This is a genomic window from Streptomyces virginiae (genome assembly GCF_040638905.1).
Classification (GTDB): domain Bacteria; phylum Actinomycetota; class Actinomycetes; order Streptomycetales; family Streptomycetaceae; genus Streptomyces; species Streptomyces virginiae_B.
The window spans coordinates 89,327-113,965 of record NZ_JBEZYV010000015.1; the positions used below are offsets into that span (position 1 = coordinate 89,327).

At 72.3% G+C, this 24,639-nt stretch carries 26 protein-coding genes; 12 read left to right on the forward strand and 14 right to left on the reverse strand.

The window, feature by feature from the left end; all coding sequences use genetic code 11:
- Positions 1-5 precede the first annotated feature (5 nt).
- Both AB0F82_RS21855 and bioB read right to left on the reverse strand, forming a co-directional pair.
- Positions 6-1,328 (reverse strand): adenosylmethionine--8-amino-7-oxononanoate transaminase, encoded by a 1,323-nt coding sequence (locus AB0F82_RS21855; RefSeq protein ID WP_362630231.1) that lies wholly within the window; start codon positions 1,326-1,328, stop codon positions 6-8.
- Entirely contained in the window at positions 1,321-2,589 is a 1,269-nt protein-coding gene (gene bioB / locus AB0F82_RS21860) for a biotin synthase BioB (protein WP_362630234.1), read from the reverse strand. The genes AB0F82_RS21855 and bioB overlap by 8 nt, the downstream gene beginning before the upstream one ends.
- 156 nt (positions 2,590-2,745) lie before the next feature.
- On the opposite strand from bioB, the gene AB0F82_RS21865 reads away from it, so the two are divergent.
- A complete protein-coding gene (locus tag AB0F82_RS21865; RefSeq protein WP_362630237.1) occupies positions 2,746-3,918 on the forward strand; it encodes an 8-amino-7-oxononanoate synthase in 1,173 nt (390 codons plus the stop codon).
- Here AB0F82_RS21865 and AB0F82_RS21870 read toward each other — a convergent pair.
- A complete protein-coding gene (locus AB0F82_RS21870; RefSeq protein WP_390076631.1) occupies positions 3,915-4,145 on the reverse strand; it encodes a DUF397 domain-containing protein in 231 nt (76 codons plus the stop codon). The two genes, AB0F82_RS21865 and AB0F82_RS21870, sit on opposite strands and share 4 nt — an antisense overlap.
- A gap of 13 nt (positions 4,146-4,158) precedes the next feature.
- Positions 4,159-5,043: a helix-turn-helix domain-containing protein gene (locus AB0F82_RS21875; protein ID WP_356814024.1), complete on the reverse strand. Its 885-nt coding sequence runs from the start codon at positions 5,041-5,043 to the stop codon at positions 4,159-4,161.
- A 196-nt stretch (positions 5,044-5,239) separates the two neighbouring features.
- Here AB0F82_RS21875 and AB0F82_RS21880 point away from each other — a divergent pair, with 196 nt between their 5' ends.
- The 8 genes from AB0F82_RS21880 (at position 5,240) to AB0F82_RS21915 (ending at position 12,385) form a co-directional block, all read left to right on the forward strand.
- A complete protein-coding gene (locus tag AB0F82_RS21880; protein WP_362630241.1) occupies positions 5,240-5,689 on the forward strand; it encodes an ATP-binding protein in 450 nt (149 codons plus the stop codon).
- Between the two features lie 303 nt (positions 5,690-5,992).
- The gene (locus AB0F82_RS21885) at positions 5,993-6,295 is read left to right on the forward strand and encodes an urease subunit gamma (RefSeq protein ID WP_362630244.1); all 303 of its coding nucleotides are present in this window, start codon (positions 5,993-5,995) and stop codon (positions 6,293-6,295) included.
- 15 nt (positions 6,296-6,310) lie between these two features.
- Positions 6,311-6,622, forward strand: coding sequence for an urease subunit beta (locus AB0F82_RS21890; RefSeq protein WP_030660408.1), 312 nt, complete (start codon positions 6,311-6,313; stop codon positions 6,620-6,622).
- Positions 6,615-8,336: an urease subunit alpha gene (locus AB0F82_RS21895; RefSeq protein ID WP_362630248.1), complete on the forward strand. Its 1,722-nt coding sequence runs from the start codon at positions 6,615-6,617 to the stop codon at positions 8,334-8,336. The genes AB0F82_RS21890 and AB0F82_RS21895 overlap by 8 nt, the downstream gene beginning before the upstream one ends.
- A 13-nt stretch (positions 8,337-8,349) precedes the next feature.
- On the forward strand, positions 8,350-9,024 hold the full coding sequence (locus AB0F82_RS21900; protein WP_362630251.1) for an urease accessory protein UreF: 675 nt from the start codon (positions 8,350-8,352) through the stop codon (positions 9,022-9,024).
- Between the two features lie 37 nt (positions 9,025-9,061).
- Entirely contained in the window at positions 9,062-9,757 is a 696-nt protein-coding gene (gene ureG, locus AB0F82_RS21905; protein ID WP_356814019.1) for an urease accessory protein UreG, read from the forward strand.
- The gene (locus AB0F82_RS21910) at positions 9,754-10,542 is read left to right on the forward strand and encodes an urease accessory protein UreD (RefSeq protein ID WP_362630254.1); all 789 of its coding nucleotides are present in this window, start codon (positions 9,754-9,756) and stop codon (positions 10,540-10,542) included. Before ureG ends, AB0F82_RS21910 begins: the two co-directional genes overlap by 4 nt.
- 181 nt (positions 10,543-10,723) lie before the next feature.
- A complete protein-coding gene (locus tag AB0F82_RS21915) occupies positions 10,724-12,385 on the forward strand; it encodes an alpha/beta hydrolase (protein ID WP_362630257.1) in 1,662 nt (553 codons plus the stop codon).
- Positions 12,386-12,440: 55 nt separating this feature from the next.
- Here the strand turns inward: AB0F82_RS21915 and AB0F82_RS21920 are convergent, their stop codons facing one another.
- The 6 genes from AB0F82_RS21920 to AB0F82_RS21945 all read right to left on the reverse strand — a co-directional run bounded on the left by AB0F82_RS21920 (position 12,441) and on the right by AB0F82_RS21945 (position 17,733).
- Positions 12,441-13,151, reverse strand: coding sequence for a lysophospholipid acyltransferase family protein (locus tag AB0F82_RS21920; protein ID WP_356814016.1), 711 nt, complete (start codon positions 13,149-13,151; stop codon positions 12,441-12,443).
- 84 nt (positions 13,152-13,235) lie between these two features.
- Positions 13,236-13,373: a hypothetical protein gene (locus tag AB0F82_RS21925; protein WP_362630407.1), complete on the reverse strand. Its 138-nt coding sequence runs from the start codon at positions 13,371-13,373 to the stop codon at positions 13,236-13,238.
- Between the two features lie 53 nt (positions 13,374-13,426).
- Positions 13,427-14,383, reverse strand: a complete 957-nt coding sequence (locus AB0F82_RS21930) for a cytochrome c oxidase assembly protein (protein ID WP_362630260.1) — start codon at positions 14,381-14,383, stop codon at positions 13,427-13,429.
- 113 nt (positions 14,384-14,496) lie between these two features.
- Entirely contained in the window at positions 14,497-15,522 is a 1,026-nt protein-coding gene (locus AB0F82_RS21935) for a 6-phosphofructokinase (protein WP_362630263.1), read from the reverse strand.
- Positions 15,523-15,737: 215 nt separating this feature from the next.
- On the reverse strand, positions 15,738-16,466 hold the full coding sequence (locus tag AB0F82_RS21940) for a type 1 glutamine amidotransferase (protein ID WP_356814013.1): 729 nt from the start codon (positions 16,464-16,466) through the stop codon (positions 15,738-15,740).
- A gap of 28 nt (positions 16,467-16,494) precedes the next feature.
- Positions 16,495-17,733, reverse strand: coding sequence for a MurT ligase domain-containing protein (locus AB0F82_RS21945; protein ID WP_030029096.1), 1,239 nt, complete (start codon positions 17,731-17,733; stop codon positions 16,495-16,497).
- Between the two features lie 123 nt (positions 17,734-17,856).
- Here AB0F82_RS21945 and def point away from each other — a divergent pair, with 123 nt between their 5' ends.
- Positions 17,857-18,411 (forward strand): peptide deformylase, encoded by a 555-nt coding sequence (gene def, locus AB0F82_RS21950; protein ID WP_356814012.1) that lies wholly within the window; start codon positions 17,857-17,859, stop codon positions 18,409-18,411.
- A gap of 142 nt (positions 18,412-18,553) precedes the next feature.
- Here the strand turns inward: def and AB0F82_RS21955 are convergent, their stop codons facing one another.
- Positions 18,554-19,198, reverse strand: coding sequence for a TetR family transcriptional regulator (locus AB0F82_RS21955; RefSeq protein WP_362630268.1), 645 nt, complete (start codon positions 19,196-19,198; stop codon positions 18,554-18,556).
- 214 nt (positions 19,199-19,412) lie between these two features.
- On the opposite strand from AB0F82_RS21955, the gene AB0F82_RS21960 reads away from it, so the two are divergent.
- A complete protein-coding gene (locus tag AB0F82_RS21960; protein ID WP_356814010.1) occupies positions 19,413-20,642 on the forward strand; it encodes an acyl-CoA dehydrogenase family protein in 1,230 nt (409 codons plus the stop codon).
- Positions 20,643-20,795: 153 nt separating this feature from the next.
- Here AB0F82_RS21960 and AB0F82_RS21965 read toward each other — a convergent pair whose 3' ends face one another.
- Both AB0F82_RS21965 and AB0F82_RS21970 read right to left on the reverse strand, forming a co-directional pair.
- Positions 20,796-21,524 (reverse strand): LppU/SCO3897 family protein, encoded by a 729-nt coding sequence (locus AB0F82_RS21965; protein ID WP_362630272.1) that lies wholly within the window; start codon positions 21,522-21,524, stop codon positions 20,796-20,798.
- Positions 21,525-21,600: 76 nt separating this feature from the next.
- Positions 21,601-22,038, reverse strand: coding sequence for an SRPBCC family protein (locus AB0F82_RS21970; protein ID WP_362630275.1), 438 nt, complete (start codon positions 22,036-22,038; stop codon positions 21,601-21,603).
- 154 nt (positions 22,039-22,192) lie between these two features.
- Between AB0F82_RS21970 and AB0F82_RS21975 the strand changes: the two genes are divergently transcribed.
- Positions 22,193-22,378: a DUF5999 family protein gene (locus AB0F82_RS21975; protein WP_030820612.1), complete on the forward strand. Its 186-nt coding sequence runs from the start codon at positions 22,193-22,195 to the stop codon at positions 22,376-22,378.
- 155 nt (positions 22,379-22,533) lie between these two features.
- Here the strand turns inward: AB0F82_RS21975 and AB0F82_RS21980 are convergent, their stop codons facing one another.
- Complete coding sequence (locus tag AB0F82_RS21980; RefSeq protein WP_362630278.1) at positions 22,534-24,633, reverse strand: ATP-binding protein; 2,100 nt, start codon at positions 24,631-24,633, stop codon at positions 22,534-22,536.
- Positions 24,634-24,639 lie beyond the last annotated feature (6 nt).

Below are 24,639 nucleotides of genomic sequence, written 5' to 3' on the forward strand. Positions count from 1 at the left end.
CCTTCTCAGCCTTCCTGGGCCGCCGCGCACACCGCGCGGCAGATACGGTTCACGTCCGCGTCGCCCGTGACGAACGGCGGCATCACATAGATCAGGTCCCGGAACGGTCTCAGCCACACGCCCTCGCGCACCGCCGCCCGGGTCGCCGCCGCCACGTCGACCTCGTGGTCCAGCTGCACCACGCCGATGGCCCCGAGCACGCGGACGTCCCGTACGCCGGGGATCTCGGCCGCGGCCGCCAGTCCCTCGCGCAGCCCCGCCTCGATCCGCTTGACGTCGAGCGTCCAGTCCTGGCCGAGCAGCAGTTCCACGGAGGCCAGCGCCACCGCCGTGGCCAGCGGGTTCCCCATGAAGGTCGGTCCGTGCGCAAGCACCGGGACCTCGCCCCGGGAGATCCCGTCGGCCACCCGCTCCGTGCACAGGGTCGCCGCCAGCGTGAGGTAGCCGCCGGTCAGGGACTTGCCCAGGCACATCACGTCCGGGGTGATCCCCGCGTGGTCCGCCGCGAAGAGCGCGCCGGTGCGGCCGAAGCCCGTGGCGATCTCGTCCAGGATCAGCAGGACCCCGTACTCGTCGCACAGCTCGCGCAGCACCCGCAGGTAGCCGGGGTGGTGGAAGCGCATGCCGCCCGCGCCCTGTACCACCGGCTCCACGATCACGGCGGCCAGCTCGTCCGCGTGCGCGGCGATCTTGCCGCGCAGGTGGTCGGCGTACGCGGGATCCACGGGCGTGTCGAAGCCGCCGGGCGGCGCGTCCGCGAAGACCTGCCGCGGCAGGTGGCCCTGCCACAGCTCGTGCATGCCGCCCTCGGGGTCGCAGACGGCCATGGGCTGCCAGGTGTCCCCGTGGTAGCCGCCGCGCCAGGTCAGCAGCCGGGTCTTGCCCGTGCGCCCGAGCGAACGCCAGTACTGGAGGCACATCTTGACGGCGACCTCGACGGACACCGAACCCGAGTCGGAGAGGAAGACGTGCTCCAGGCCCGCCGGGGTGACCTCGACGAGCTTCGCGGCGAGCCGGACGGCGGGCTCGTGGGTGAGCCCGCCGAACATCACGTGTGACATCCTGCCGAGCTGCGCGGTCACGGCCTCGTTGAGCACCGGGTGGTTGTAGCCGTGGATGGCCGACCACCAGGAGGACATGCCGTCGACGAGCTCGACGTGACCCTCCCCCTGGGACGGGTCGGCGAGCCTCAGCCGCACCCCCGAGGCGGAGTCGACGACCAGCGGCTCCTGCCGCCCGGGCATCGGGCCGTACGGGTGCCAGACGTGCTGCCGGTCCAGCGCGAGCAGTTCCGCGCCGGCCGACCGCGGGTTGGGCTGATCAGGCATTGGGAGCGATGTCCGTCCCCGCGCCGCGGCGGCGCACCGCCACCAGGTCCGACCGGAGCGCGCCGGGCTCGGCCTGCGCCGGCTGCGCCGGCACCGGCGCGGCCTCCGCGTGCGCGTGGCCCGAGCAGCCGCCGCACGCCGAGCCACAGCCCGCGGCCTCGTCCCCGGCCGAAGCCGCGCCCGCCCCCGAACCGCACAGCGAGGCGCCGCCGTTGGAACCGCAGCCGCCGCCGGACGGGGCCGCGTCGGCCAGGTCGGAGCGGTGCGCGGGAAGGGTCGTCGTACCGGCGCCCTCCACCTCGAAACCGGCGTCCGCGATCATGTCGAGGTCCGCCTGACCGGCCTGGCCCTCGCTGGTGAGGTAGTCCCCCAGGAAGATCGAGTTGACGATGTTCAGGGCCAGCGGCTGCATCGAGCGCAGGTGCACCTCGCGCCCGCCCGCCAGCCGGACCTCGACGTCGGGGCAGACGAACCGCGCCATCGCCAGGATCCGCAGGCAGCGCTGCGGGGTGAGGTTCCACTCCTTGGCCAGCGGAGTGCCCTCGAAGGGGATCAGGAAGTTGACCGGAACCGAGTCGGCGTCCAGCTCGCGCAGCGAGAAGACCACGTCGACGAGGTCCTCGTCGGTCTCGCCCATGCCCGCGATCAGGCCGGAGCAGGCCGACAGGCCCGCCGCATGGGCCTTCTCCACGGTGTCCACGCGGTCGGCGTAGGTGTGGGTCTTGGTGATCTGGCCGTAGGTGGCCTCGGAGGTGTTGAGGTTGTGGTTGTAGGCGTCGGCGCCCGCATCGCGCAGCTTCTCCGCCTGGCCGTCCGAGAGCAGGCCGAGGCAGGCGCACACCTCGATGCCCTCGTTCTGCTCCTTGATCGCCTCGATCGTCTTGCCGACGCGCTCCACGTCCCGGTCCGTCGGACCGCGGCCGCTGGCGACCAGGCAGACCCGCTTCGCCCCGCCCGCGACGCCCGCGGCGGCGGCCTGGGAGGCCTCCTCCGGCTTGAGCCACGTGTACTTGAGGATCTCGGCCTTCGAGCCCAGGCGCTGGGAGCAGTAGGAGCAGTCCTCCGGGCACAGGCCCGACTTCAGGTTGACCAGGTAGTTCAGCTTGACCCGACGCCCGAACCACTGGCGGCGCACCTTGCCGGCCGCGGCCACCACGTCGAGCAGTTCATCGTCAGAAGTCGCCAGTACGGCGAGCGCTTCTTCGCGGGTCGGCAGCTCACGCCGCAGCCCCTTGTCCACCAGGGTGTTCAGCAGGTCCATGGACTCGATCCTGTCCCACTCGACCCATCCCGGCCAAGGAGAGATCGCACAACATGGCCGGATGGGTGTGTGTGTATCACCACACCTGGCGGACAAGTCGCGGGGACTAGGGTCGGGCAGGTCTGTGGACTGCCGACAAAACACGAGGACACGCCGATGCCCCAGCACACTCCCGACCCCGCGGACGTCTTCGCCTGGATCGACGCCGCGGAGCGCGCGCGGGAGCAGGCCGGACTGGTCCGCTCCCTGCGGCCCCGGCCGCCGGTGTCGGCGCTGCTGGACCTCGCGAGCAACGACTACCTCGGCCTGTCCCGGCACTCCGAGACCATCAGGGGGGCCCGCGAGGCGGCCGAGTGCTGGGGCGCCGGAGCGACCGGTTCCCGTCTCGTCACCGGCACCACCGAACTGCACGCGGAGCTGGAGCGGGAACTCGCCGCCTTCTGCGGCTTCGAGGCCGCGCTCGTCCTGTCCTCCGGATACGCGGCCAACCTCGCCGCCGTGACGGCGCTCAGCGACTGGGGCACGCTCGTCGTCTCCGACGCCGGCAACCACGCCTCCATCGTCGACGGCTGCAGGCTCTCGCGCGCCGAGACCGCGGTGGTCCCGCACTCCGACCCGGACGCCGCGCGCAAGGCGCTCGCCGCGCACGAGGGCCGGGCCCTGCTGGTCAGCGACTCGGTGTTCTCCGTCGACGGCGACGCCGCCCCGCTCGCCGGATACGCCGCCGCCTGCCGTGACGAGGGCGCGGCCCTGCTCGTGGACGACGCCCACGGTCTGGGTGTCCTGGGCGAGGGCGGCCGGGGCGCGCTGCACGCCGCCGGGCTCGCCGGCGCGCCCTACGTGGTCGCCACCCTGACCCTGTCGAAGTCGCTGGGCAGCCAGGGCGGTGCGGTGCTCGGCCCGGCCAAGGTCATCAGGCACCTGGTCAACACGGCGCGCACCTTCATCTTCGACACCGGCCTGGCGCCGGCCGCCGCGGGCGCGGCCCTCGCGAGCCTGCGCCTGCTCCGGCGGGAACCGGAGCGCGCCGGCCGCGCCCGCGAGGTGGCCGACCGGCTGTACGGGCGGCTCACCGCGTCCGGTCTGACCGCGGCCCGGCCGGACGCGGCCGTGGTGTCGGTACGGGCCCCGTCGGCCGCGGCGGCACTGCGCTGGGCCGCCGACTGCCGCGAGGCAGGTCTGTCCGTGGGATGCTTCCGCCCGCCGTCGGTGCCGGACGGCATCTCCCGGCTGCGGCTGACCGCCCGGGCCGACCTCACGGGGGACGAGATCGATCGGGCGGTCGGGACGATCGTCGCGACCGCGCCCGCCGGGGCCACGGACCGCTAGACGGACGCGTGCGCGTCCGCCCGTACGGAGGCGAGGAAGCCGTCCCAGGCCGGCCCGGTGAAGAGCACGGCCGGGCCGTCCGTCCGCTTGGAGTCGCGGACGGCCAGCAGACCGTCGCCGAGGACGGCCGCTTCCACGCAGTTGTTCATCCCGGTGCTGCGGCTGCTCCGCCGCCACCGCGCAGCTCTGATCAGAAGTCCGCTGGTGCTCATAGGGGTTGCGGACACGGGGGTGCCTCCTCTACGCGTCGTCAGCGAGTGAGCTGATGAGTTCCGACGAGTCCTGGGGCGGGAGGGCGTGCGCCTGGATGGTGCGGAACGCGGCGCCGTACGCTTCTAGGTCTTCCTTCCGCTCCAGATAGAGGCTACTCGTCAAATGGTCGAGTACCACCACATCCAGATCGGCGATGTTCGTAAATGAGAAAATAACGAACGGTCCGGTGAGGCCGAGATGCCCGCCCACGCTGAACGGCAGTACCTGGAGGCTCACTTGGGGGAGCCGCGCCACGCCGGCCAGGTGCCGCAGCTGCTCCGCCATCACCCGGGGCCCGCCGATCTGCCGGCGCAGCACCGCCTCGTCCAGCACCGCGCTCAGCTCCAGCGGCGGATCGGCCCGCAGCACCGACTGCCGGGCCAGCCGTACGTCGACCAGCGCGTCCACCTTCGGTTCCGGAAGCCCGCCCAGCGCCGCCCGGGTCACGGCCCGCGCGTAATCGGGGGTCTGCAACAGCCCCGGCACCACGGACAGTTCCACCGTACGGGCCGACCGGGCCCCCGCCTCCAGGCTGATGAAGTCCCGGTACTCCTGCGGCAGCAGCCCCCGGTAGTCGTGCCACCACTGGCGCCCCCGCCCGGTGTCGCCGCCCGGCCCGGGACCGGCGGCGGAGGCCGAGAGGGCCTCCAGGAGCGCCCGCTGCTCCGGGCTCACGAACTCCCCGTAGGCGTCGAGGAGCAGCCGGATGTCCTGCGGTTTCACGCCACTGCGGCCCGTCTCGATACGGCTGATTTTCGACTGGTGCCATCCCACGATCCGGGCGGCCTCACCACTGGTGAGACCGGACCGGTCACGCAGGGCACGCAGTTCCTCGCCGAGCTTGCGCCGACGCACCGCGGGACCGTGCTGCACACCCGCCTCCTTCCACCGGCACAGCTCGCACCAGTCTGCCGTCCAAATACGCTCTTCCGTAGCAGAGTTCACCGCATCGGGCGACAGATATATGCATATCTTTGGGGAAAGGCTGATGTGGCGGCACGATGGGTGGCACTCTGGCGTCCAGCACAGATCCGGGGCTTTTCCGCTCCGGTGGGAAAGGGACGTCGCCATGGCAGACCACCAGGAAGCATCCGTCACTCTGCCGAGCGATCCCGCCTCGGTGGCCGCTGCCCGGCGCTTTGTCGCGGAGGTGCTGGAGGAGTGGGGACTGCCCGATGACACCGAGACCGCCGACAGCATCCGGCTGATCGTCTCGGAACTCGCCACCAACGCCGTACAGCACACTTTCGGCCAGTCGCCCACCTTCACCGTCGACATCCGTCTGGAGCGCGAGGAGTGGCTCCGGGTCGGGGTGACCGACAGTCACCCGCGCTGGCCCCGGCGGCTTCCCGCCGCCGTCCAGCAGGACAACGGCCGGGGCATGGTCATCATCCGCTGGCTCGCCGCGGAGGCGGGCGGCAGGCTCTCGGTCACGCCCACCGAGGACGGCGGCAAGACCGTGTGGATCGCGCTGCCCTGGACCGTGGGGGCACCGGCCGCGGCCGCCGGGGGCTGCTGACCGCGGACGCGCCGCGATCTGTATACGGAAGTCGGAGCCGGCGGGCCGCGGGCCTGAACCGGGTGCCTTCCCGAAACGTGGGTTAACCCGGTGGAAAAGTGCCGCCCTTAACGTGACGGTCACGTGCGACCACCAATGATCACCCATGAGCCGGCAAAGCTGCGGTGGGCGGAACGGAAAGCCTTCCCCTGCGTTGGGCAAGAGACGCTTGGGTCGGAAACGTGCAGGTCAACAAAGTGTTGAGGGCCGCTAGGGTCGCCTCGGCGCGAAGTCGATCTTGTCCCGGAAGCTTGGTGAATACGAGTGCAACTGACACCGCACGAACAGGAGCGACTGCTCATCCACGTGGCCGCGGACGTGGCCGAGAAGCGGAGGGCGCGCGGAGTACGCCTCAACCACCCCGAGGCGGTGGCGCTGATCACCTCGCACATCCTCGAAGGCGCCCGCGACGGCCGGACGGTGGCCGAGCTGATGGCCTCCGGCCGCACCGTGCTGAGCCGGGCGGACGTCATGGAGGGGATCTCCGAGATGATCCACGACGTGCAGGTCGAGGCGACCTTCCCGGACGGCACCAAACTCGTCACAGTCCACGACCCCATCGTCTGACAAGGAGCACCTCCCATGATCCCCGGCGAAATCGCCTTCGGGGAGGGCCCGGTACTCCTCAACGAGGGCCGCCCCGTCACCCGTCTCACCGTGCTCAACTCCGCCGACCGTCCCGTCCAGGTCGGCTCCCACTACCACTTCGCCGAAGCCAACCCCGGCCTCGACTTCGACCGCGCCGCGGCCCACGGGCTCCGGCTCAACATCGCCGCCGGCACGGCCGTCCGCTTCGAGCCGGGCATTCCGGCGTCGGTGGAACTGGTCCCGCTCGCCGGCCTGCGGACCGTACCCGGACTGCGCGGGGAGACCGGAGGACCGCTCGATGGCTGAGATCTCCCGCCAGGTGTACGCCGACCTCTTCGGACCGACGGCCGGGGACCGGATCCGGCTCGCCGACACCGACCTCTTCGTCGAGATCGAGCAGGACCTCGGCGGCGGCCCCGGCCGCTCCGGCGACGAAGCCGTCTTCGGCGGCGGCAAGGTCATCCGCGAGTCCATGGGCCAGGCCCGCACCACCCGGGCCGAAGGCGCACCCGACACCGTGATCACCGGAGTGGTGGTCCTCGACCACTGGGGCATCGTCAAGGCCGACCTCGGCATCCGCGACGGCCGGATCTGCGGCATCGGCAAGGCCGGCAACCCCGACACCATGGACGGCGTCGACCCCGCACTCGTCATCGGCCCCGAGACCGAGATCATCGCGGGCAACGGGAAGATCGTCACCGCCGGCGCCATCGATGCCCACGTGCACTTCATCTCCCCGACGGTCATCGACGAGGCCCTCGCCTCCGGCATCACCACCCTGGTCGGCGGCGGCACCGGACCCGCCGAGGGCACCAAGGCCACCACCGTCACCCCCGGGCCCTGGCACCTCGCCCGGATGTTCGCGGCGCTGGAGGCCCACCCGGTCAACATCGGCCTCCTCGGCAAGGGCAACACCACCTCCCGCGAGGCCATGCACTCCCAACTGCGCGGCGGCGCCCTCGGATTCAAGATCCACGAGGACTGGGGCGCCACCCCCGCCGTCATCGACGCCTGCCTGAGCGTCTGCGACGAGACCGGCGCCCAGGTCGCCATCCACACCGACACGCTCAACGAGGCCGGCTTCGTCGCCGACACCCTCGCGGCCATCGCCGGGCGGACCATCCACTCGTACCACACCGAGGGCGCCGGCGGCGGGCACGCACCCGACATCATCACTGTGGTCTCCGAGCCGAACATCCTGCCCAGTTCCACCAACCCCACCCGGCCGCACACCGTCAACACCGTCGAGGAGCACCTCGACATGCTGATGGTCTGCCACCACCTCAACCCGGCCGTCCCCGAGGACCTCGCCTTCGCCGAATCCCGCATCCGGCCCTCGACGATCGCCGCCGAGGACGTCCTGCACGACCTCGGCGCCATCTCCATCATCTCCTCCGACTCCCAGGCCATGGGCCGCGTCGGCGAGGTGGTGCTGCGCACCTGGCAGACCGCCCACGTGATGAAGCGGCGGCGCGGCTTCCTCCCCGGCGACGGACCCGCCGACAACCACCGGGCCCGCCGCTACGTCGCCAAATACACGATCAACCCCGCCGTGGCCCAGGGCATCGCCCGCGACGTCGGCTCGATCGAGACCGGCAAGCTCGCCGACCTGGTGCTGTGGAACCCCGCCTTCTTCGGGGTCAAGCCCGAACTCGTCATCAAGGGCGGTCAGATCGCCTACGCGCAGATGGGCGACGCCAACGCCTCCATCCCCACCCCGCAGCCCGTGCTGCCCCGGCCGATGTTCGGCAGCCACGGCCGCGCGCCCGGCCTGAACTCGCTGAACTTCACCGCCCAGGCGGCACTCGACGACGGCCTGCCCGAACGGCTCGGACTCGACAAGCGGTTCACCGCCATAGAGACCACGCGGAAGGTGACCAAGGCGGACATGCGCAACAACGACGCCATGCCGCGGGTCGAGGTCGACGCCGACACCTTCACCGTCACCATCGACGGCGAGGCGGTGGAGCCCGCGCCCGCCGCGGAACTTCCCATGGCCCAGCGCTACTTCCTCTTCTGATGGGCCCCGCCACATGAGCCTCGCCGCGCTGCTCGTCCTCGCGGACGGCCGCTTCCCCGCCGGGGGCCACGCCCACTCCGGCGGGGCCGAGGCCGCCTGCAAGGCGGGCCGGATCCACGACGCGGCCACCCTGGAGGACTTCTGCCGGGGCCGGCTGCACACCGCCGGGCTCACCGCGGCGGCCCTCGCCGCCGCGGCCGCCCTCGGCCTCGACCCGGCCGTACTCGACGCCGCGGCCGACGCCCGCACCCCGTCGCCCGCGCTGCGCACCGCGGCGCGGCGACTGGGCCGCCAGCTGCTGCGGGCCGCACGGGCCACCTGGCCCGACCCCGGCCTGGAGCAGCTCGCCGCCGCCTTCCCGCGCGGCGCCCACCAGCCCCTGGTGCTCGGTCTGACCGCCCGGGCGGCCGGGCTCGGGCCGCTCGACGCCGCGCACGTGGCGGCGTACGAGAGCGTCGGCGGACCGGCGACCGCCACCGTGCGGCTACTCGGCCTCGACCCCTTCGAGGCGAGCGGGGTACTGGCCCGGCTCGCCCCCGAGCTCGACTCCGTCGCGGCCCGGGCCGGCGACGCCGCGCACCGGGCACTGCTGGACGGGACCGAGGCCCTGCCTGCGGCCTCCTCGCCCCTGCTGGAGATCGCGGCCGAGGTGCACGCCGGCTGGCCGGTACGCCTGTTCGCCTCCTGACCACGCCACCGCACCCCTTCGACCCCCGGGAGCCCCCATGCACCTCGACCACGCCGTCGCGCAGCCCCACCGGCACACCCACAGCGCCGCACCGCTGCGCGCCGACGGCACCCGGCGCGCCCTGCGCATCGGACTCGGCGGACCCGTCGGCTCCGGCAAGACCGCCACCGTCGCCGCCCTGTGCCGCGCTCTGCGCACCGACCTGTCCATGGCGGTGGTCACCAACGACATCTACACCCGCGAGGACGCCGAGTTCCTGCTCCGCGAGGCGGTCCTGCCGCCCGAGCGGATCGCAGCGGTCGAGACCGGGGCCTGCCCGCACACCGCCATCCGCGACGACATCTCCGCCAACCTGGAAGCCGTCGAGGAACTGGAGGACGCCTTCCGCGAGCACGCCCCGCTCGACCTGATCCTCGTCGAGTCCGGCGGGGACAACCTCACCGCCACCTTCTCCCGGGGCCTCGTCGACGCCCAGATCTTCGTCATCGACGTGGCCGGCGGCGACGACATCCCCCGCAAGGGAGGCCCCGGTGTCACCACTGCCGACCTCCTCATCGTCAACAAGACCGACCTCGCCCCCCACGTCGGCTCCGACCTCGGCCGGATGGCCCGCGACGCGGCCGAGCAGCGCGGTGAACTGCCCGTCGCCTTCCAGTCGCTGCGCGGCCCCGAGGGCGTGGCCCCGGTCGCCGACTGGGTGCGCGGGCGGATCGCCGCCTGGAGCGTGCGGTGACCACCGCGCCGCCCGTCCCCCCGCCCGCGACGGGAGTGCGGGCCACCGCCCGCATCCACGCCGTGGCCGACGGGCGGGGCGGGACCGCCCTGCCCCTGCTCGCCGGGGAGGGCCCGCTCGCCCTGCGCCGCACCCGCGGCCGGGAGGCCCAGGAGGCCGGGGTCGTGCTCGTCGGCGCGATGAGCGCCCCGCTCGGCGGCGACCACCTCACCGTCCGCGCCACCGCCGGGCCCGGCGCCCGCCTGGCCCTGGCCTCGGCGGCGGCCACCCTGGCCCTGCCCGGCCGGGCCGGCGAGCCCGCCCGCTACGACGTGGAGCTGGACCTGGAGGACGGGGCCTCGGTGCGGTGGCTGCCGGAGCCGCTCGTTTCGGTGCGCGGCAGCGACCTGCGGGTGCGCACCCGCGTCCGGCTCGCGCCCACCGCACGCCTGATGCTGCGCGAGGAACAGGTGCTGGGACGCCACGGAGAACCGCCCGGTCTGCTGCGCAGCCGCCTCACCGTCACCCGCGGCGGCCGGCCGCTGCTGGACCAGGAGCTGGCCTGCGGCCCCGGCGCACCCGGGGGCTGGGACGGGCCGGCCGGACTGGGCGGACACCGGGCCGTCGGCCAACTCCTCGTGGTGGACCCGGCGTTCGCGCAGGACCCGCCGCCGGCCGCGGTGCTGGGGGAGTGCGCCGTCGCGACTCCGCTGGCCGGGCCCGCCGTCCTCGTGACGGCCCTGGCCGGGGACGCCCTCCGGCTGCGCGAGGTGCTCGACGCGGCCTGCCGTACCTACGACCGCTGAACGCGGGACGAATCGGGCACCGCTCAGCGGTACACGCCTGTCCGGTTATCGGGTTGGCAAAGAAGTCCGCCCCACCCTGTCGCCGGGGCGGGCCCAGACGTCAGGATCCCCCTGCACGCCGACGACCGAAGCGGCCAACCCGGCCGCCCACGGCGGGATCTGACGCAGGGGGAACAACCACGTGATACGCAACGCGGCGCTGGGGAGCGCCGCCACACTGATCACCGGCACGCTGGCCGCGGGCCTGCTGCTCGCTCCGCCGGCCGCCGCGGCGCCGGCCGACCGGGAATTCCGGCTCCCGGAGTCGCTGGGCGTGCAGATCGCCGCCGCGCGCGCTTCCCGTACCGGGATCGAATGGAAGGACTGCCCGGCGGACTGGGGCCTGGAGAAGCCCATCCAGTGCGGCTGGGTGAAGGTCCCGCTGGACTACGCGAAGCCCTACGGCAAGACCATCGACATCGCCGTCGACCGGATCGGCAGCACGGGCACCAAGGAGGAGCGCCAAGGCGCCCTCGTGTACAACCCCGGCGGCCCCGGCGGTTCCGGCATGCGCTTCCCGCGCCGGGTCACCACCAAGAGCCCGCTGTGGGTCAACGCCTCCAAGGCCTACGACTTCGTCGGCTTCGACCCGCGCGGTGTCGGCCGTTCCGCGCCCATCTCCTGCATCGACCCGCAGGAGTTCGTGAAGGCCCCCAAGGCCGACCCGGTCCCGGACAGCGAGGCCGACAAGCGCGCCCAGCGCAAGCTCGCCGCCGAGTACGCGGACGGCTGCAAGGAGCGCAGCGGCGAGATGCTGCCGCACATGACCACGCCGAACACCGCGCGCGACCTCGACGTCGTCCGGGCCGCGCTCGGCGAGAAGAAGCTGAACTACCTCGGCGTCTCCTACGGCACCTACCTGGGCGGGGTCTACGCGACCCTCTTCCCGACCCACGTGCGCCGCATGATCGTCGACAGCGTGGTGGACCCGTCGCAGGACAACATCTGGTACGAGGCCAACCTCGGCCAGGACGTCGCCTTCCAGACGCGCTGGAACGACTGGCAGGACTGGGTCGCCAAGAACGACGCCGTCTTCCACCTCGGCGACACCCGCGCGAAGGTCGACGCCAAGTGGCAGGAGCTGCGCGGCAAGGCCAAGGCCGACCCGCTCGGCGGGATCGTCGGCCCGGCCGAGCTCATCGGCTTCTTCCAGAGCGCCCCGTACTACGACTCCTCCTGGGTGCCCGTCGCCCAGACCTTCGCGGCCTGGGCGGCCGGCGACGAACAGGCGCTCATCGACGCCATCGCCCCGGACATGTCGGACACCAAGGGCAACGCGGCGTCGGAGAACAGCAACGCCGTCTACACCGCCGTCGAGTGCGCCGACGCGAAGTGGCCCACCAGCTGGTCCAAGTGGGACCGCGACAACACCAAGCTGCACGAGAAGTACCCGTTCCTGACCTGGTCGAACGCGTGGATGAACCTGCCGTGCGCGACCTGGAGGGCAAAGCAGAGCACCCCGATCGAGGTCGGGGCCGAGCGCGGTCTGCCGCCGGTCCTGATCGTCCAGTCCGAGCGGGACGCGGCCACCCCCTACAAGGGCGCGGTCGAGCTGCACCGCCGCCTCGCCGGCTCGCGGCTGATCACCGAGCAGAACGCCGGCTCGCACGGTGTCACCAGCCTGGTGAACGGTTGCATCAACACGCGGGTGGACACCTACCTGCTGACCGGCAAGGTGGACGCCAAGGACGTGACGTGCGCCCCGCACGCCACTCCGGTGGCCCCGGCCGCGGCGGCCGCCCGCGCGCTGGACGCCGCTGCGGCCGGACTCCCGGCGCGCGAGGAGCTCCCCGCCGTACGCTGAGGCCGCGGACGGGGAAGCGGGCAGCCCCCGCGTGACCCGTGAAGCGGGAGAAGGCTCAGCGCGTCGTGCGCCGGGCCTTCTTCCGCGCTTCCTCCTCCTCGGCCTTGACCTCGGCCGCGTACCGGTCGACGTACTCCTGCCCGGACAGGCCGAGGATCGCGTACATGATCTCGTCGGTGACCGCCCGCAGGACGGCGCGCTCGCCCTCCATCCCGGCGTACCGGGAGAAGTCCAGCGGCTCGCCGAACCGGATCGTCACCCGCCGGATGTTCGGGAGCTTCTGCCCGGGCGGCTGGATCTCGAAGGTGCCCACCATCGCGCAGGGCACGACCGGCACCCCGGCGCCGAGAGCCATGGCGGCCACGCCCACCTTGCCCTTGTAGAGCCGGCCGTCGTGCGAGCGGGTGCCCTCCGGGTAGATGCCCAGCAGCTCGCCCTTGGCCAGTACGCCCAGCCCTTCGCGCAGGGCCGCCCGGCCGGCGTTCTTGCCGGACCGGTCCACGGGGATCTGCCCGGCGCTGCGGAAGAACGCCGCCGTCAGCCTGCCCTTGATCCCGGGACCGGTGAAGTACTCGGCCTTCGCCAGGAAGGTGATCCGCCGGGCCAGGATCGCGGGCATCAGGAAGTGGTCGGAGAACGACAGGTGATTGCCCGCGACGATCGCGGCGCCCTCCGCCGGGATGTTCTCCAGCCCCTCGATCCGCGGCCGGAACAGCAGCCGCAGCAGGGGTCCGAGGAACACGTGCTTGAGCAAGTGGTAGAACACCAGGCCGCTCCTGTCGGTATCCCGTTGTCACGACCAGTCTACGGACGGTGAGTCGCGGGATGGAGGGGGCGGTGGTGACCTTCCTCAGGTACTGCGCGAGGCGGCCATCCCCGCCGTCAGCAGCCCCAGGACCACCCAGCCGAACCACAGCCAGCCGTTGCTGCCGAGGACCACGGAGTACGTGGCGACGGCCACCAGTGCGGCGAAGGTCATGACTGCCATCGCCTTAACGGATCCGGTCATGCCCCATGGTGGCGCGCGGAGGCCGGGTTCCGCTACTGGCCACGCGCTTGGAGCGAGGCGAGATACGCGTTGTACGCCTCCAGCTCCTGGTCTCCGTTGCGGTCGGCGGCCCGGTCGGAGCGCTTCGCGGCCCGCTGCTCGGAGCGGTACCACTGGTAGATCAGGGCGATCAGGACCAGCACCGAGGGGATCTCGCTGAACGCCCAGGCGATGCCGCCGCCCCACTGCTGGTCGAGCAGCGGATCGATGTCGAGGGAGGCCGGCGGGTTCGCGTACGTCTTGATCATCGGCTGGCTCGCCATCATCAGGGCGATGCCGAAGAACGCGTGGAAGGGCATGCCCGCGAAGAGCTCCAGCATCCGCATGACGTAGCCCGGACGGTGCGGACCGGGGTCGATGCCCATGATCGGCCAGAAGAAGATCAGGCCGACCGCGAAGAAGTGGACCATCATCGCGATGTGCCCGGTGCGGCTCTCCATCAGAAAGTCGAAGAGCGGGGTGAAGTACAGCGCGTAGAGGCTCGCGATGAACATCGGGATCGTGAACGCCGGATGGGTGATCACCCTCATGTACCGGCTGTGCAGCAGCGCCAGCAGGAGCTCGCGCGGGCCCTTGCGGCCGCGGCCGGCGGGCGGCAGCGCGCGCAGCGCCAGCGTCACCGGGGCGCCCAGCAGCACCAGGATCGGGGTGATCATGCTGATCACCATGTGCTGGACCATGTGCACGCTGAACATGACCATGCCGTAGTCGTTCAGCTGGGTGCACATCACCAGGATCACGGTCAGCACGCCCGCGGTGAAGGCGATGGTCCGGCCCAGCGGCCAGGAGTCCCCGCGCCGGCGCAGCCGCAGCACGCCCCACCCGTACAGGGCGAGCCCCAACAGCGAGCCGAACAGGAAGAAGGCGTCGAAGGAGAACTCCAGCCCGCGCGCGAGAGTGAACGGCGGCAAGTCCATGTTCATGTCCATGCCGTGCCCGCTGTGATCCATCTGTCCACTCCCTTGACTGTGCTGCCCCACCACAGTAGTGCCGCCCCCCTACGCTCGTGCGCGCGGGGGCGGCCCAGGACAAAAGGGGCGTCGAAAGGGGTGTCGGCGAAGCGTCAGAGGACCGTCTGGGCCTCGTCGTAGCGCTCGGCGGGGACCGTCTTCAGGGTCGAGGTCGCCTCGGCGAGCGGCACCATCACGATGTCCGTGCCGCGCAGCGCGGTCAGCATGCCGAACTCGCCCCGGTGCGCCGCCTCCACCGCGTGCCAGCCGAAACGGGTGGCGAGGACCCGGTCGTACGCCGTGGGCGTGCCGCCGCGCTGCACGTGGCCCAGGATCACCGGCCGGGCCTCCTTGCCCAGGCGGTTCTCCAGCTCGACGGCCAGCAGGTTGCCGATGCCGGCGAACCGCTCGTGGCCGTATATGTCCTTGCCGCGCTCCTCGAAGGCCATCGAGCCGGGCTTCGGCTTGGCGCCCTCGGCGACCACGACGATCGCGAACCGCTTGCCCGCCGAGAACCGCTCGCCGACGATCGCCGTCAGCTCGTCGATGTCGAAGGGGCGCTCCGGAACGACGATCGCGTGCGCGCCCGCCGCCATGCCGGAGTGCAGGGCGATCCACCCGGTGTGGCGGCCCATGACCTCGACGACCATCACGCGCTGGTGGGACTCGGCGGTGGTCTTCAGCCGGTCGAGCGCCTCCGTGGCGACCCCGACGGCGGTGTCGAAGCCGAAGGTGACGTCGGTGGAGGAGATGTCGTTGTCGATGGTCTTCGGGACGCCGACGATCGGCAGGCCGGCCTGGGAGAGCAGGTTCGCGGCCTTCAGGGTGCCCTCGCCGCCGATCGGGATGATCGCGTCGAGGCCGAGGTCCGCCACGTGCCCGCGGGCACGCTCGACACCGTCGCGCAGGTGCGCGGGCTGGACCCGGGAGGAACCGAGGATGGTGCCGCCGCGGGCGAGGATGCCGGCGACGGCATCGAGGTCCAGCTTGCGGTAGTCCGCCTCCAGCAGGCCCTTCCAGCCGTCGTGGAAGCCGATCACCTCGTCACCGTGGTCGACGACGGCGCGGTGCACGACGGAGCGGATGACGGCGTTGAGGCCGGGGCAGTCGCCACCGGAAGTGAGCACACCTATGCGCATGGCAGAAGAGACCTTTGCAACGTGGGCCGACGACCGGACCACGTCGTCCGGTTGGAACTACGGCCACCCTACAAGCGGTTTGGAGGTGCGCTGAACCATCCTCCACATGCTGGTCGTGATCGTCGTACAAACCGACATCGGCCCGGTTCTCCCTAGGGAAAACCGGGCCGAACACATGATGCGGGGGCCGCCCCGATGAGCGGTCCGCGAGGGTGCTAGGCGGGCTGCGTCGCCGCCGCGATGCGCTCCGCGCGCAGCGCCTCGTACCACCGGTCGTCTATGGCCGGGAGCGCGTTCACGTCGAGGGCCAGCTTCAGCAGCAGGTCCGCGATCTGCGGGTTGCGGGCCATCACGGGACCGTGCATGTAGGTGCCGAACACCGTGTCGTTGTACGCGCCTTCGGTGCCGTCGCCGGTGCCGTTGCCGCGGCCCATGGTCACCCGGGCGAACGGCTTCGCCGTCGGGCCGAGGTGCGTGATGCCCTGGTGGTTCTCGAAGCCCGTCAGCTGCGGCAGGCCCAGGCGCGGGTCGATGTCGCCGAGGACGTCGCCGACGCACCGCTCGCCCTCACCGCGCACGGTGACGACGTCCAGCAGGCCGAGGCCCTCCTGGCGCTGCCCCTGGTCGTTGACGAACTCCTTGCCGAGGATCTGGTAGCCGGCGCAGACGGAGAAGACGATCGCCCCGTTCGAGACGGCCCGCTCCAGACCGCCGTCGCGCAGCAGCCGCTCCGCGGCCAGGCGCTGCGGACGGTCCTCACCGCCGCCGATCAGGTAGATGTCGCCCGAGGTGGGGATGGGCTGGTCGCTGCGCACGTCCACGCGCTGCACGTCCAGGCCGCGCTGGCGGGCCCGGCGCTCCACGACGAGGGCGTTGCCCTGGTCTCCGTACGTGCTGAGCAGGTCGGGGTAGACCCACACCAGACGCAGGCTGTTGTCGCTCATGCTCTTGTGTCCTCTGGGGGTACGAGTACTAGTTGCCGACGCGGCGGCGCACGTCCTGGAAGGCGGTGTAGTTGGCGATCAGCTCGATCTGTCCGGGCGGCGCGAGCTGCACGGCCTCGTCGAGGGTCTCGCACACCCGGAAGTCCAGGCCCGCGACCTCCAGGCGGACCGCGAGGTCGAGCTTGCGGTCGCCGATCACGAAGATCGGGTGGCCGGCCAGGCGCGGGTAGTCGACGTCCCACAGCCAGGAGGTGTCGGTTCCGTCGGCGCCGCGCGCGTTCACGGAGAGGATCACCGGGGTCGGCGGCGGGTCGATCAGCGAAAACGTTTCGAGCCAGCCCGCCGGGTTCTTCGCGAGCAGGAGCCGCAGCTCACGGCCCTGGAAGTTGACCACGTCGTAGCGGCCGGCGACGGCCTGCACCTGGTACATCCGCTCCAGCGCGACCTGCGGCGGGACGCCGAAGACGGCGGCCACGGCGGCCGAGGTGGCGGCGTTGGCCTTGTTGGCGCGGCCCGGCAGCTGGAGGTGGATCGGCCAGGCCGAGCCGTGCGGGTCCAGCACGTGGTCCCCGGAGAGCACCCAGGTCGGGGTCGGGCGCCGGAAGCCGCACTCGCCGCAGAACCAGTCGTCGCCCGGGCGCTGCATGACACCGCCGCAGGAGGGGCACGACCAGGCGTCGTCCTTCCATTCCTGGCCGGCCGCGACCCACACCACGTTCTGGGAGGAGGAGGCGGACCACACGATCAGCGGGTCGTCGCAGTTCGCGACGATGACCGCCTTGGAGCCCTGGAGGCCCTCACGCCACTTCTCCGCGAGCATGCGGGTCTCGGCAGCGCGGTCCAGCTGGTCCCGGGAGAGGTTGAGCAGGGCGATCACCTTGGGGGTGACGTCCCGGGCCACTCCGGCGAGGTACTTCTCGTCGACCTCGATGACGCCGTACTTGGCGTCGGAGCCGCCCGCGAGGGCCGAGGTGATGCCCGCCGGCATGTTGGCGCCGAGGGCGTTGGAGACGACCGGTCCGCTGGCCCGCAGGGCCTCGGCGATCAGCCGGGTCGTCGTGGTCTTGCCGTTCGTCGCGGAGACGAGGACGACGTCGAGATGTTGCGCCAGCGCGCCGAGAAGATCGGGGTCGAGCCTGAGTGCGACCTTGCCGCCGATCACCGATCCGCTTCCGCGTCCCGCGGCCCGCGACACCGCCGCCGCGGCCTTGCCCGCCGTCACGGCCAGCTTGGCCCGCGGCGAAAGCGGCTCCGTGTTGCCTGCCATCGTCCCTTGTCCTCCTAGCGTCGGTCGGCCCCAGCCTATCCAGTACCGGCCGGAGCCTTGACCGCGGCGCCCCCGCCCCGCCGCGGATCTCCTCATACAGTCGCCCGTCGTAGGCTTGCGGCCATGCGACAGCGCCTCATCCCCGGTACCACCGGCCTCGTCCGCACCATGAGCCTGCTGGGTGATCCGGTGCTCCACTCGCCCTGCCCGGAGGTCACCGAATTCGGGCCGGACCTCGACCGGCTCATCGAGGACATGTTCGCGACGATGTACGCCGCCGAGGGCGTCGGCCTGGCCGCGAACCAGATCGGCGTCGCCCAGCGGGTGTTCGTCTACGACTGCCCCGATGACGAAGACGTACGACACGTCGGGCACGTCGTCAACCCCCGTCTGGTGACGGCCGACGGGGACGAGTTCCTCGGGCCCGAGGGCTGCCTGTCCCTGCCGGGGCTGGAGGCGGGCACGGTCCGCTTCGACCACGCGGTCGTGGAGGGGGTCACGTCGGACGGCGCCCCCGTGCGGATCGCCGGTACGGGTTTCTTCGCGCGCTGCCTCCAGCACGAGTGCGACCACCTCGACGGGACGGTGTACGCGGACCGCGTGACGGGGGTGAGGGCCCGGCGCCTTCGGCGGGCGATCCGCAAGGCCCCGTGGGGCCCCGGCGCGTCGCGCGGCTAGCGGAGCCCTCCCGCCACCGGGCCGCGCCCGCCTCTTTCCATTCTTTCCATGGCGGGGCCACCCCCAGCCGCGCCGGCGAGGCGGAAGTGGTCCCGGCGCGGCCCGGAAGGCTGCGGGCTGAAGGGTGGCGCAGCCCGAAGGGTCAGAAGCCGGGGCCGTTTTCGCGGTTGCCGGCGGTGGCGAGGCGGCCCCAGAGGAGGTCGGTGAGGCCCGCGACCAGGTCCGCGCGTGCGCAGGGGCGTTCGCCCAGCCACCAGTCGCCGGCCGCGTGCATCATGCCGACGATGCCGTGGCCCCAGACCCGGGCCGGCTGTTCTCCGCCGGGGCCGAGGTCGACGCGCTCGCTGATCACCTGGGCCAGCTCCTCGCCGAGCCTGCGCAGCAGCGGCGCCGAGTGCAGGCCGACGTCGAAGCCGCGCTCGGCCGTGTGGGAGTCCTCGGCCGGGTGCATCAGGAAGCGGTAGACCTGCGGTCGGGCCTCGATGGCGGCCAGGTAGGTGTCGAGGGTCGCCTCCACCCGCCGGCGGCGTTCGGCGGGGGCGTCGAGCGCGGCCCGCAGCGAGCCGAGCAGGGCGTCGGTGTGCCGGACGGCGAGCGCCTGGTAGAGGCCCGCCTTGTCCCCGAAGTGCCGGTAGAGGATGGGTTTGGTGATGCCGGCCTCGGCCGCGATGGCGTTCATGGAGGCTTTGGGGCCGTCCCTGAGCACGACCCGGTCGGCGGCTTCGAGCAGCTCCCGCCGACGGCGTTCGGCCGCTCCCGGTTCGCCGGTCTGCTGCGTGGTCTCCATGACGTGTTCTCTCCCCGCCCTTGCGATGTGCGTGACGCCCACGCAACGTAACACCCATGGCACCCCGGCGATCGAATCGGTGGACGCGACCTGAGGGCCGGCGACGGCATCGCCCGTGCTTGACAGTACTTACTCGCCGGTAACAGACTGTGGCCCCCACGTAGGTTACCGCTAGTAACCTCCGGAGCGACGAGTACGGACAGGTGGAGGGGACATGGCGGAGTTCACCATGGAGCTGAACGAGGACCAGAAGCAGGTGCGGGACTGGATCCACGGCTTCGCGGCCGATGTGATGCGCCCCGCCGCCGCGGAATGGGACGAGCGCGAAGAGACTCCGTGGCCCGTCATCCAGGAAGCCGCCAAGGTCGGCATCTACTCGCTGGACTTCTACGCCCAGCAGTTCTTCGACCCGACCGGACTCGGCATCCCGATGGCGATGGAGGAGCTCTTCTGGGGCGACGCGGGCATCGCGCTGTCCATCGTCGGGACCGGGCTCGCGGCGATCGGCGTCGTCGCCAACGGCACCGAGGAGCAGATCGGCACCTGGATCCCGCAGATGTACGGCACCCCCGACGACGTGAAGGTCGCCGCCTTCTGCTCCTCCGAGCCGGACGCCGGCTCGGACGTCGGCTCCATGCGCACCCGGGCGGTCTACGACCAGGCCAAGGACGAGTGGGTCCTCAACGGCACCAAGACCTGGGCCACCAACGGCGGCATCGCCAACGTCCACATCGTCGTGGCCGTCGTCGACCCGGCGCTCGGCACCAAGGGCCACGCCTCGTTCATCGTGCCGCCGGGCACCCCCGGGCTGTCGCAGGGACAGAAGTTCAAGAAGCACGGCATCCGCGCCTCGCACACCGCCGAGGTGGTCCTGGAGGACGTGCGGATCCCCGGCAACTGCCTGCTCGGCGGCAAGGAGAAGCTGGACGAGCGCCTCGCCCGGTCCCGCGAGCGCGCCCGCAGCGGCGGGGGCGAGCGGGTCAAGAACGCGGCCATGGCCACCTTCGAGGCCTCCCGGCCGGCCGTCGGCGCGATGGCCGTGGGCACCGCGCGCGCCGCGTACGAGGTCGCGCTCGACTACGCGAAGACCCGTACGCAGTTCGGCCGCCCGATCATCGACAACCAGGGCGTGGCCTTCCAGCTCGCCGACATGCGCACGCAGATCGACGCGGCCCGGCTGCTGGTGTGGCGGGCGTCGTGGATGGCGGTCGCGGGCCGGCCGTTCGAATCGGCCGAGGGCTCGATGTCCAAGCTCTTCGCGAGCGAGATGGCCAAGAAGGTCACCGCCCAGGCCGTCCAGATCCTCGGCGGCAACGGCTTCACCCGCGAGTACCCGGTCGAGCGGATGCACCGGGACAGCGCGATCTACACCATTTTCGAGGGCACCAGCGAGATCCAGCGGCTGGTGATCGCACGCACGATCTCCGGCATGCCGATCCGCTAGGCGCGGGCCTCTGCGGTGGGGGGTGCGGGGTGTGGCCCCGCGCCCCGGCGCGAGCGGACGGGCATGCCCGTCCGCTCGGAGCGGGGCCTCGGTGGGACCCGGGCGGGTCCGAGTCCTGGCCCTCGCCCGGGGGTACCGTGACCGCCGCGTGCCTCAGCGCAGTGGTGTCAGGCAGGCGCTGGTGAACTCGTCCGGGCCGTACTTCGGGTCGGCGATGTGGTCCAGCGCGGCGCAGTGCGCACCGGGGGTGTCCAGCAGCCCCGTGACCTTGTACGCGGCGCGGGACGAGTCGCAGGAGACGACTTGGAGGTCCTGCTCGACCCAAGTGCCCTCGTTGCGTACGCACTGCCCCACGGACAGCTGCGGCGGGCCGTCGACCAGCAGGCCGAGCACGAGGAGCGTCTGGACGGCCAGCACGACGAACAGCACCGGCATGAGGAAGAGCAGGGCCGGTGCGCGCCGCCACAGGGGCCTGCCCGGGTCGAGGGGCGGGCGGAAGCCGCCGGCCGGGGGAGCGAGCCTGCGGAAGGCCGCGCGCGGGCCGAGGTTCATGAGCAGGGTCACGGGCGTGACGAAGAGGGACACCGGGCTCCACCAGCCCTGCCACAGGGTGTCCGACGACATGCCGCGGTAGGTGGCGAGGCCGCAGTCCCGGCAGAACGGGCCGCGGCGGCTCAGGAACCGCGCCAGCACGACCATGCCCTGGTGGCCCCGTACGGTGGCGGGCGCGGCCGGCCAGGACCCGCACAGGCTGCACCCGTACCGGCCCGGCTGCGGGTGGGCGCCGTACGCGCCGTACGGCTGCTGTGGCCCCGTGAACACGGGCCCCCCGGCCGGGCCGTACGGACCGGGAGCCTGCTGCGGCGGTGGCGGAGTGGCCACGGATCTCTCCTCGTTCGCTTTCGTGATCACCGGCGCGGTGATCAAGGAACCATAGAGGAGCGTCCTGCCCGCGCCCTCAGCGGGCCAGCAGGCGGGCGATGGCGCGGGTGAACAGGAGGCGGCCCGCCGCCGTGACCGCGGGGTCCAGGGCGCGGGGGAGGCCGCGCAGGCGCAGTTCCTCGCGCCAGTGGACCTCCGAGCCGCCCGTGGGAAGGGGGCGGATCTCGATCTCCGCCCAGCCCGTCACCGTCCGGCCGCGCTTCTCCAGCCGGACGAATCCCGGCGCGCCTTCGGCGGGTGGGCGCCAGGCCACCACTTCCATGCGGTCGTCGAATGTGATCCTGCCCACACCCGTGCGGGCCGTGAAGATCGTTCCCGCGTGCGTCGGCGGAGCCGTCTCGATGATCGTCCGCGTGAGGGGGGCCTGCGCGCCGTGGCGCTCCCAGTCGGTGAGCCTCGACCAGGCCTCGGCGGCCGGTGCGGACGTACGGTGAACGATCCGGATAACGGGCATGAGCGCATGGTAATCGGGCATACACACCGTGAACTGGACGGCGAATATGGGTTCCGTCCGGGGGTGGCGATCAGTAATACTCGCCGCCACCGTGGATCGCGGTTCGACCGGGTGACCACCGGCCCTCCCGCCCCACATCGCGAGGAGGTGCGCCATGTGCTCCCACCAGCCCCCCTGCCCAGCCGCCGAAAGCGCCGACCACGACGCCGCCCGCATTGTGGTCTCCCGCCCCGAACAGGGCTGGAGCCTGCTCTGCAACGGAGTCGTGATCTTCGACGACACCGGTGAACTGCTCCCCGACAGCCGCGCGGTGGAACCCCGCCGCCCGGCCCTGGTCTGAGCGAGGAGGCAGCATGCGCCAGCAGCTGATCCGCAAGCCCGTCCCCAAGCCCGCCCCCCGAGACCTGGACCTGCGCACACCGTCGGGCAGACCCCTCCCGTACTGACGGGAGCCCCGACGAAGTTGCACACCGCGCCGTTCACGGGCTGACGCCCTCAGCCCGTGGACGCCGCCGCCCCGCCCCGGAACGCCGCCTCGAAGGCCGCGTCACCGATCGCCGCCCGCGCCTGCCGCTCGCCCTGGTCCCGCATGGCCGTCAGGGAGGGCGAGCCCATCTGCGGCCGGCCCACGGTCCGCCACCACGCGTGCCCGGTGCCCAGGAGGCGGGCCGCCAGCTCGCCGTCGCCCAGCCCCGCCACCGCCGTGGCCAGCAGGTCCAGGCCCAGTGCGATGCCCAGGCGGTCGCCGAGGAGCCGCTTGCCGGACAGCATGGCCCGTACGTGGCGTGCCGCCTCCCCGTGGTCGCCCAGACCCAGCGCGGCCACCGCCAGAATGTAGTCCGCGTAGGCCCGCATCCACCGCTCGCCCAGCTCCGCACAGGCCTCCCGCAGCGAGCGCGCCTCCTCGGTCGCCTCCTCGAAGCGCCCCAGGGCGCACAGGGAGTAGCTGGTGGAAAGCTTGCACAGGAGCCACCCCGGCCCGGTGGGCCGCCCGCCGTGGGCGGCCCGCGCCCGCGGGCCGGACAGCTCCAGGGCCCGTACCGGGTCGCCCGGCATGAGGACCGAGGCCGCGTACAGGTAGGCGGCGCGCAGTTCCCGTTCGGGGTCGGCCAGGCGGGCGGCGTCCCGCGCGCACTCCTCGCCGAGGCGCCGCGCCTGCTCCATGTCGCCCTGGAGCACCATCGTGAGCCCGAGGGACCACAGGGCCTGGTTGTACGCGGCCTCCGTGCGCGGAGCGAGCCTCAGGGCCCGTTCCAGGAAGGCCCGGCCCTCGTGCACGTGCCCGCACGCGAACCAGTAGAACCACAGGTTTCCGGCCATCTCCAGCGCCGCCGTCGGGTCGGCGGCGAGCAGGTGCTCCAGGGCCGTGCGCAGTTGGGCGTGCTCGGCGGTGATCCTGCGGTACCAGTCGACCTGTCCCGGGCCCATCCAGCCCCGGTCGGCGGCCTGTGCGAGCGCCGCGTACCAGTGTGCGTGCCGGTCGGTGACCAGTTGGGTCTCGCCGAGTTCGCACAGCCAGTCGTGCCCGTACTCGCGGATCGTGTCCAGCAGCCGGTAGCGGGCGCCGGCGCCCCGTTCCTGGGAGCGCAGGACCACGGACTTGGCGGCGAGGCCGGCCAGTACGCGTTCCACCCGGGCGGCGGGCAGCGGGCCGCCCGCGCACACGGCGCGCGCCGCGGCGATGTCGAAGTCGCCGGTGAACACCGAGAGCCGGGCCCACAGCAGCCGTTCCAGCGGCTCGCACAGCTCGTGGCTCCAGCCGATCGTGGTCCGCATCGTCTGGTGCCGGGCCGGCCGTGGCACGCGGACGTCCGACAGCATCTCGAAACGCTCGCCGATCCGCTCGGCCATCTGCTCGACCGTCCACAACCGCAGCCGGGCTCCGGCGAGTTCCAGGGCGAGGGGGATGCCGTCCAGGCGCCTGCACACCTCGGCGGCGACCGCGGTCCGCTCCGGGTCGGCGAAGACGGCGGCGGCGCGGGGGGCCGCGGTGAGGGCGCGGGCGCGGAAGAGGGCCAGGGCGTCGCTGTCGGGTCCTTCGCAGGGCAGCGGCCGGACCTCGACGACTTCCTCGATGGCGCAGCGCAGCGGCTCCCGCGAGGTGATCAGAATGGTCAACCCGGGCGCGGACTGAAGGAGTTCGCCCGCCAAGTGGCGGCATTCGGAGACGAGGTGCTCGCAGGTGTCCAGGACGAGCAGGAGTTCCCTGTCGGCCATCCACGCGCACAGTTCCTCGTCGAGCGGGCGCGGGGAGTGGTCGGCGAGGCCGACGGCGTGCGCGACGGTCGCGGTCAGCAGGGCGGGGTCGCGCAGCGGCGACAGCTCGACCCACCAGACGCCGTCGGCCCGGGCCTGGTGGGCGGCGGCGGCGACGGCGCGAAGGGCGAGCCGGGACTTGCCGACGCCGCCCACCCCGGTCAGGGTGATCAGTCGCCGCTCACGTAACAGCCTTTCGAGCAGGCGCAGTTCGGACTCCCTGCCGATGAAGCTCGCCGGTTCCGGCGGCAGGTTTCCCGGCGGTGTCCCGGCGCCCGGCTGGGGCACGCCGTCCGTGGAATCTGGCTGATTGTCATTGACCGAGTACTCACCGAACACGGGAGT